Consider the following 6276-nt stretch of genomic DNA (forward strand, 5'->3'; position numbering starts at 1 on the left):
CGGCGCGGCCGGTTACCGTACCGATCAGTAACCGGAGCGCACCCCAGGAGGCCCCCATGCCGCAGCTCGACGTCGACGGCGCCGTACTGACGTACGACGACGAGGGCCCCCGTGACGGCGCTGACGTCCCCCTGGTGTTCGTCCACGGCTGGACCGCCGACCGGCACCGCTGGGACCACCAGCTGGCCCACTTCTCCACCGGCCGGCGGGTGATCCGGCTGGACCTGCGCGGACACGGGGAGAGCACGGGGGCCGGGGTGCGCACGATCGCGGAGCTGGCGAGGGACGTCCTCGCCCTCCTCGATCACCTGGAGGTCGAGCGGTTCGTGCTGGTCGGCCACTCCATGGGCGGAATGATCTCCCAGACCATCGCCCTGTCCCACGCCGAACGGGTGGAGCGGATGGTGCTGGTCAACTCCATCGGCCGGATGGCCTACAACCGCGGCCGGGGCCTGCTCATGGCGGCCTCCACCCTCGTGCCGTACAAGCTGTTCATCGCGACCAACATCCAGCGGGCGTTCGCTCCGGGCCACCCGCGCGAGGAGGTCCGCGAGTACATCCGCTCCTCCGCCGCCACCCCGCGCGAGGTCGTCATGACCCTCTACGGCGCCATGCGGGCCTTCGACCTCCTCGACCGCGCCGGTGAGATCGGCACGCCCACCCTGATGGTGCACGGGTACCACGACATCCAGCTGCCCGTGCGTCAGATGCTCCGGATGGCCAAGGCCTATCCGAACGCGGTGGTGCGCATCATCGACGCGGGCCATGAACTGCCCGTGGAGAAGCCGGCCGAACTCACCTCGGCGCTCGACTGGTTTCTGACTGCGAAGCCGTAGCACGGGAGTCGCTTGGCGAAGTTTTTGCCCGTGGCCGGTTCCTGCCTCCCCGGCCGGGTGCCAAGGCGGTCCATCGATTTCGCGTTGGCAAAACACGGCCGAAACTGTGGGGAGCGGAGGCCGTCCGTGTTACGTCCGCGTTGACCGCAGCGCCTGCCTGACGGACGCTCGTCATATAGGTGCTCGATACAACTGGTACGGCGGCCGACTTCCGTCCACCCGGAAAGTGCAGGTGAGCGAGGGGGCGGCCACGGGCCGGAGGCAGGAGGTAGCGCATGTGCGGCATCACCGGATGGGTCTCCTTCGACCGTGACCTGACCGCGGAGTCGACCACATTGCATGCGATGACCGAGACGATGGCCTGCCGCGGCCCGGACGACCGGGGCACCTGGACCGAGGGCCCGGCCGCCCTGGGCCACCGCCGGCTCGCCATCATCGACCTCCCCGGCGGACGCCAGCCGATGTCCGTCCGCACCCCCGAGGGAAACGTCGCCCTCGTCTACTCCGGGGAGGCGTACAACTTCACCGAACTGCGCCGCGAACTCCTCGACCGCGGCCACCGGTTCACCACCGACTCCGACACCGAGGTCGTCCTCCACGGCTACCTTGAGTGGGGCGACGCCGTCGCCGAGCGGCTGAACGGCATGTACGCCTTCGCCCTGTGGGACGGCCGCCACGGCCGGCTCGTGATGATCCGCGACCGCATGGGCATCAAGCCGTTCTACTACCACCCGACCCCGGACGGCGTCCTGTTCGGCTCCGAGCCCAAGGCCATCCTCGCCAACCCGCTCGCCCGGCCGCGCGTCGCCCTGAACGGCCTGCGCGAGCTGTTCACCATGGTCAAGACCCCCGGACACGCCGTGTGGGACGGCATGCACGAGGTCGAACCCGGCACCGTCGTCACCGTCGACCGCGACGGCCTGCACACCCGCGTCTACTGGCGGCTGGAGACCCGAGCGCACACCGACGACCGTGACACCACCATCGCCACCGTGCGCTCGCTCCTCGACGACATCGTGCGCCGCCAGCTGGTCGCCGACGTCCCGCGCTGCACCCTCCTCTCCGGCGGCCTCGACTCCTCCGCCATGACCGCGCTCGCCGCCCGGCAGCTCGCCGAGGAGGGCGAGAAGGTCCGCAGCTTCTCCGTCGACTTCGTCGGCCAGAGCGACAACTTCGTCGCCGACGAGCTGCGCGGCACCCCGGACACGCCCTTCGTGCACGACGTGGCCCGGCTCGCCCGCACCGACCACCAGGACATCGTCCTGGACTCCCGGGCCCTCGCCGCCCCGGACGTCCGCGAGAAGGTGATTCGCGCCCGCGACCTGCCGGCCGGCTTCGGCGACATGGACGCCTCGCTGCTGCTGCTCTTCCGCGCCATCCGCGACCAGTCCACGGTCGCCCTGTCCGGTGAGTCCGCCGACGAGGTCTTCGGCGGCTACCTGCAGTTCTTCGACGAGGACGCCCGCCGCTCCGACACCTTCCCCTGGCTGGTGCGGTTCGGCCGCGACTTCGGTGACGACGCCGACGTCCTGCGCCCCGACCTCGCCAAGACCCTGGACCTGGAGGGCTATGTCGCCGACGGCTACCGCACCGCCGTCGCAGGCATCCACCGCCTGGACGGCGAGAGCGACTTCGAGTACCGGATGCGGCAGATCTGCCATCTGCACCTGACCCGGTTCGTCCGCGCCCTGCTCGACCGCAAGGACCGGATGAGCATGGCCGTCGGCCTGGAGGTCCGGGTGCCGTTCTGCGACCACCGGCTCGTGGAGTACGTCTACAACACGCCCTGGTCGCTGAAGTCCTTCGACGGCCGGGAGAAGAGCCTGCTCCGGGAGGCGACCGCGGACCTGCTGCCGCGTACGGTGTACGAGCGGGTCAAGAGCCCGTACCCGTCCACGCAGGACCCGCGGTACGCCCGCGCCCTCCAGGACCAGGTCAAGGACCTCCTCGCCCGGCCTTCGCACCCCGTCTTCGACCTGGTCGACCGCGAGCGCATCCGGGAGGCCGCAGAACGCGACACCCCCGTCAGCACCCAGGCGGCCCGGCGGGGCCTGGAGCGCAGCCTGGACCTCGCCCAGTGGCTGGACCTCTACTCCCCGGAGCTGACCCTCAGCTGAGGCCGAGGGCCCGGTCCGCGGCCGCCGCCGTCGGCTGCCACCAGGTCGTCACCGGCTCCCACACCAGAACCTTGCTCCCGGTGCCGAGCTGGGCCGCGGTGAAGGAGCGGCCCCACTGTGAGGCCGAACCGGCGACCGTGATCGCGTCCACCCGGCGGGCCTCGGGGTCCGCCGGGTCGGCGATGGTGCGTACGGCCGCGTAGGCGGTCCCGCCCGCCGCGAGCCGGTAGGTCCCGCTGCCGCCCTGCGGCACCGGCAGCGCGGCCCCGTCCAGGTCACCGAAGGTGACCGTCGGCACCCGGTCCACGACACAGGCCCGGGGGCCGCGGTTGGTCACGCTGACCCGCACCACGGAGTGATCGTCGGACGCGGCCTTGGCGCGCAGGGTCAGTACCTTCTCCGCGCAGCGGGCCGGCTTGGCGTGCCCCGCGGCCGCCTGGCTCGGCGGTGCGGTGAGCAGCAGGGCCGCGGCTGCGGCCGAGACGGCGGGTACGGCGATGGCGGCGCGGATGCGCATGGTGGGTTCCCCCTGTCGGTCACGAACGGGTCCGGCGGGCCGAGGCACGCCTGCCCAGTGTGACGTCCGGGCCGACCGGGAGGTTGTGCCGGAATCGGGGCTGTTACCCGCTTGCGCTGCTCCTGTCATCAATTGGAGGTGTTCGTGGTGGAGCTCCAGCTGTTCCCGTCCGCAGGGCAGGAACTGCCGCTCGCCGGCAGCGAACCGTACAGCAGGAAGTCGTTGACCTTGCGGTGCACGCAGGTGGACGACGAGTAGCCGGTGTGTCCCTCGCCCTTGTTGTCGAGCACCACGGCGGAAGAGCCGAGCCGCCTGGCCGTCTCCACGGTCCAGCGGTACGGCGTCGCGGGGTCGCCGCGCGTGCCCACCAGCAGCATCTTGGCCGAGTGGACGTTCCTGACCCGGTCGCGGATGAAGTCCGTGCCCTTGGGGCGGCCGTAGCACATCAGCAGCTGGGTGAGCCGGAAGCGGCCGAAGACGGGCGACGCCTGCTCGTAGGCGGCCCGCAGGTCCTTCAGGTCCTTGGTGATCCGTGCCTCGGTGGGCCGGTCGGGGTCGTCCGCGCAGTTGATCGCCATCAGCGCGGCCGGCAGGTTGTCCGCCGGGACGTCCACCGTGTCCACGAGACCGCCGTCCTGCTTCCTGCGGTCGGCGTCCTTCCCCCGGCCGTCCTGCCGGACGGGCAGACCGAAGCCGCCGCCCTCGGAGAAGCTGAGCACACGGCGCGTGTCGCCGTCCTCGACCAGGGAGACCAGCGCCCGCTCCAGCGAGGGCCACAGTTCCTTGCTGTAGAGGGCCTGCCCGATGGCGCCCACCAGGTCCTGGCCGGAGAAGGCGCCGCCGAAGTCCGTGGGCACCGGGTTCTCGTCGAGCGAGCGCACGAGCTGGACGACCTGGTCCCCGGCCGCGCGCCGGTCCTGCCCGAACGGACAGGCGATGTCCGTCGTACACCAGTCCAGGAAGTCGTCCAGTGCCGTCTGCTGCCCCTCGGCGCCCGCCAGTCCCTGCTCGGAGAGCGGCTCGGTCAGGGTGTCCACGCCGTCCAGGGCCATCCGGCCCACCATGTGCGGGAACTGGGCCGCGTACACCGCGCCGAGCCGGGTTCCGTAGGAGAAACCGAGGTAGTTGAGCTTCTTGTCACCGAGCGCCTGGCGGATCACGTCCAGGTCCCGGGCGGCGTTCACCGTGCCTATGTGCTGCAGTACCGGGCCGGAGTGCCGGGCGCACTGGTCGGCGGCACGCCGCAGCTTCTGCAGCAGGGTCCGGGGACGGCTGAGGTCGGCGTTCCCGCCCATCGCCGCCGAGGCCTCGCCGGTACCCTCGCTGCAGCTGACGGGGGAGGACCGGCCGACGCCGCGCGGATCGAAGGTGACCACGTCGTAGCCGTTGGTCAGATCCATGAAGTCCTTGCCGTCCGCGGCGAGTTCGTTGATGCCCGCACCGCCCGGACCACCGAAGTTCAGCAGCACCGAGCCCCGCGACGGGCCGGTCGCCCGGTAGCGGGCCAGCGCCACGTCGAGGGTGCCCGTGGCGGGGTGCGCGTAGTCGAGGGGGACGGTCACCTTGGCGCACTGGAGGTCCTTGGGCATGTCCGGGCCTTCGCAGGCCGCCCAGGAGGCCTTCTGCCGGTAGAAGCGGGACAGGTCGGGCTGCGGCTGGTCGGCGGCCGGCGAGGGAAGGGCGGGCAGCCCGGCCCCGAGCAGCGCCAGGGCGAGGGCCCCGGCGCCCGCGCAGTGCCGCACGACGGGTCGCGTGGACAGCTTGACCAGCATCGATCGCCTCCCGGGGCGTGCCCGCTGCGGACCGGGTCGACGCCCTCGCTCACCATATGCGGGCCTCGAGCGCGCCGCCTCCGGGCGAGCGGGGAGGTGTCCGATGATCTACCCTTCGCACCTTCCGTGATGATCAATGATCATTCGATGACTTTGCATGGGGTTCGAATGATCATGCCACTCGATGGGGTGAAGGACCGATAAGCCATAACTCGGATGGTTCTCCTGCGTTTCATGTGGTGCGGGTGAGTGCCCGCGACGATGTCTGGAAGGCAGGGAAACCTATGAGACGGGCTACCCGAAACGGTGTGATCGCCGTCGTCGCCGCCTCCGGCGCGATGGCCGTGGCGATGCCGGTGTCCGGCGCCTTCGCGTCCGACGGAGCCTCGGCCGACGGCGTGGCGGCCGACTCGCCCGGACTGATCTCCGGCAACACCATCCAGGTCCCGCTGCACGTCCCGGTGAACGTGTGCGGCAACACCGTGAACGTGGTGGGGCTGCTCAATCCCGCCGCGGGCAACAAGTGCGAGAACGGCGGAGGCGCAGGCAAGGGGGGCTCTGCCGCGTCCGGCGGCGCCTCGGCCCAGGGCGGTGCCGACGACTCGCCCGGTGTGCTCTCCGGCAACGGCGTCCAGGTCCCCGTTCACGTCCCGGTGAACATCAGCGGCAACACCGTCGACGTGGTCGGCGTGGGCAACCCGGCCGAGGGCAACCACTCCGCCAACAACCCGGGCGAGCAGCCGACCCCGCCCCCGACCCGCAAGCCGCCGGCTCCGCCAAGGTCCCACCCGGGTCCGCGGACCCCGCAGGCGCCCGTGGCCACCCTGGCCCACACCGGTGACGACCTGACGGCCCCCGCGGTCGCCGGCAGTGCCGCTCTCCTCCTCACGGGCACGGTCCTGTACCGCCGCTTCCGCCCCGGCCGCACCCGCTGAGCCCCACCGAAAGGCCCCGCCGGCGTCGCCCCTGGCATCGTCGGCGTCGGGGTCCAGGGAGGGCGGGGGGACCTCGGTGTCGAAGACGGAGGTGTGCTC

At 71.5% G+C, this 6276-nt stretch carries 5 protein-coding genes; 3 read left to right on the forward strand and 2 right to left on the reverse strand.

Features of this window, described 5'->3' with window-relative positions; all coding sequences use genetic code 11:
* Nucleotides 1-56: 56 nt before the first annotated feature.
* Complete coding sequence (locus tag ABZ471_RS26120) at nt 57-836, forward strand: alpha/beta fold hydrolase (protein ID WP_359069436.1); 780 nt, start codon at nt 57-59, stop codon at nt 834-836.
* A gap of 275 nt (nt 837-1111) precedes the next feature.
* Nucleotides 1112-2953: an asparagine synthase (glutamine-hydrolyzing) gene (asnB, locus tag ABZ471_RS26125; protein WP_359069438.1), complete on the forward strand. Its 1842-nt coding sequence runs from the start codon at nt 1112-1114 to the stop codon at nt 2951-2953.
* On the opposite strand, the gene ABZ471_RS26130 is transcribed toward asnB, so the two are convergent.
* Entirely contained in the window at nt 2946-3470 is a 525-nt protein-coding gene (locus tag ABZ471_RS26130; RefSeq protein ID WP_359069440.1) for a DUF4232 domain-containing protein, read from the reverse strand. The genes asnB and ABZ471_RS26130 overlap by 8 nt on opposite strands.
* A 128-nt stretch (nt 3471-3598) precedes the next feature.
* On the reverse strand, nt 3599-5242 hold the full coding sequence (locus ABZ471_RS26135; protein ID WP_359069442.1) for an alpha/beta hydrolase: 1644 nt from the start codon (nt 5240-5242) through the stop codon (nt 3599-3601).
* A 308-nt stretch (nt 5243-5550) separates the two neighbouring features.
* Between ABZ471_RS26135 and ABZ471_RS26140 the strand changes: the two genes are divergently transcribed.
* A complete protein-coding gene (locus ABZ471_RS26140) occupies nt 5551-6177 on the forward strand; it encodes a chaplin (protein WP_359069443.1) in 627 nt (208 codons plus the stop codon).
* The last annotated feature ends 99 nt before the right edge of the window (nt 6178-6276 follow it).

The organism is Streptomyces sp. NPDC005728 (assembly GCF_040630895.1).
Taxonomy (GTDB): domain Bacteria; phylum Actinomycetota; class Actinomycetes; order Streptomycetales; family Streptomycetaceae; genus Streptomyces.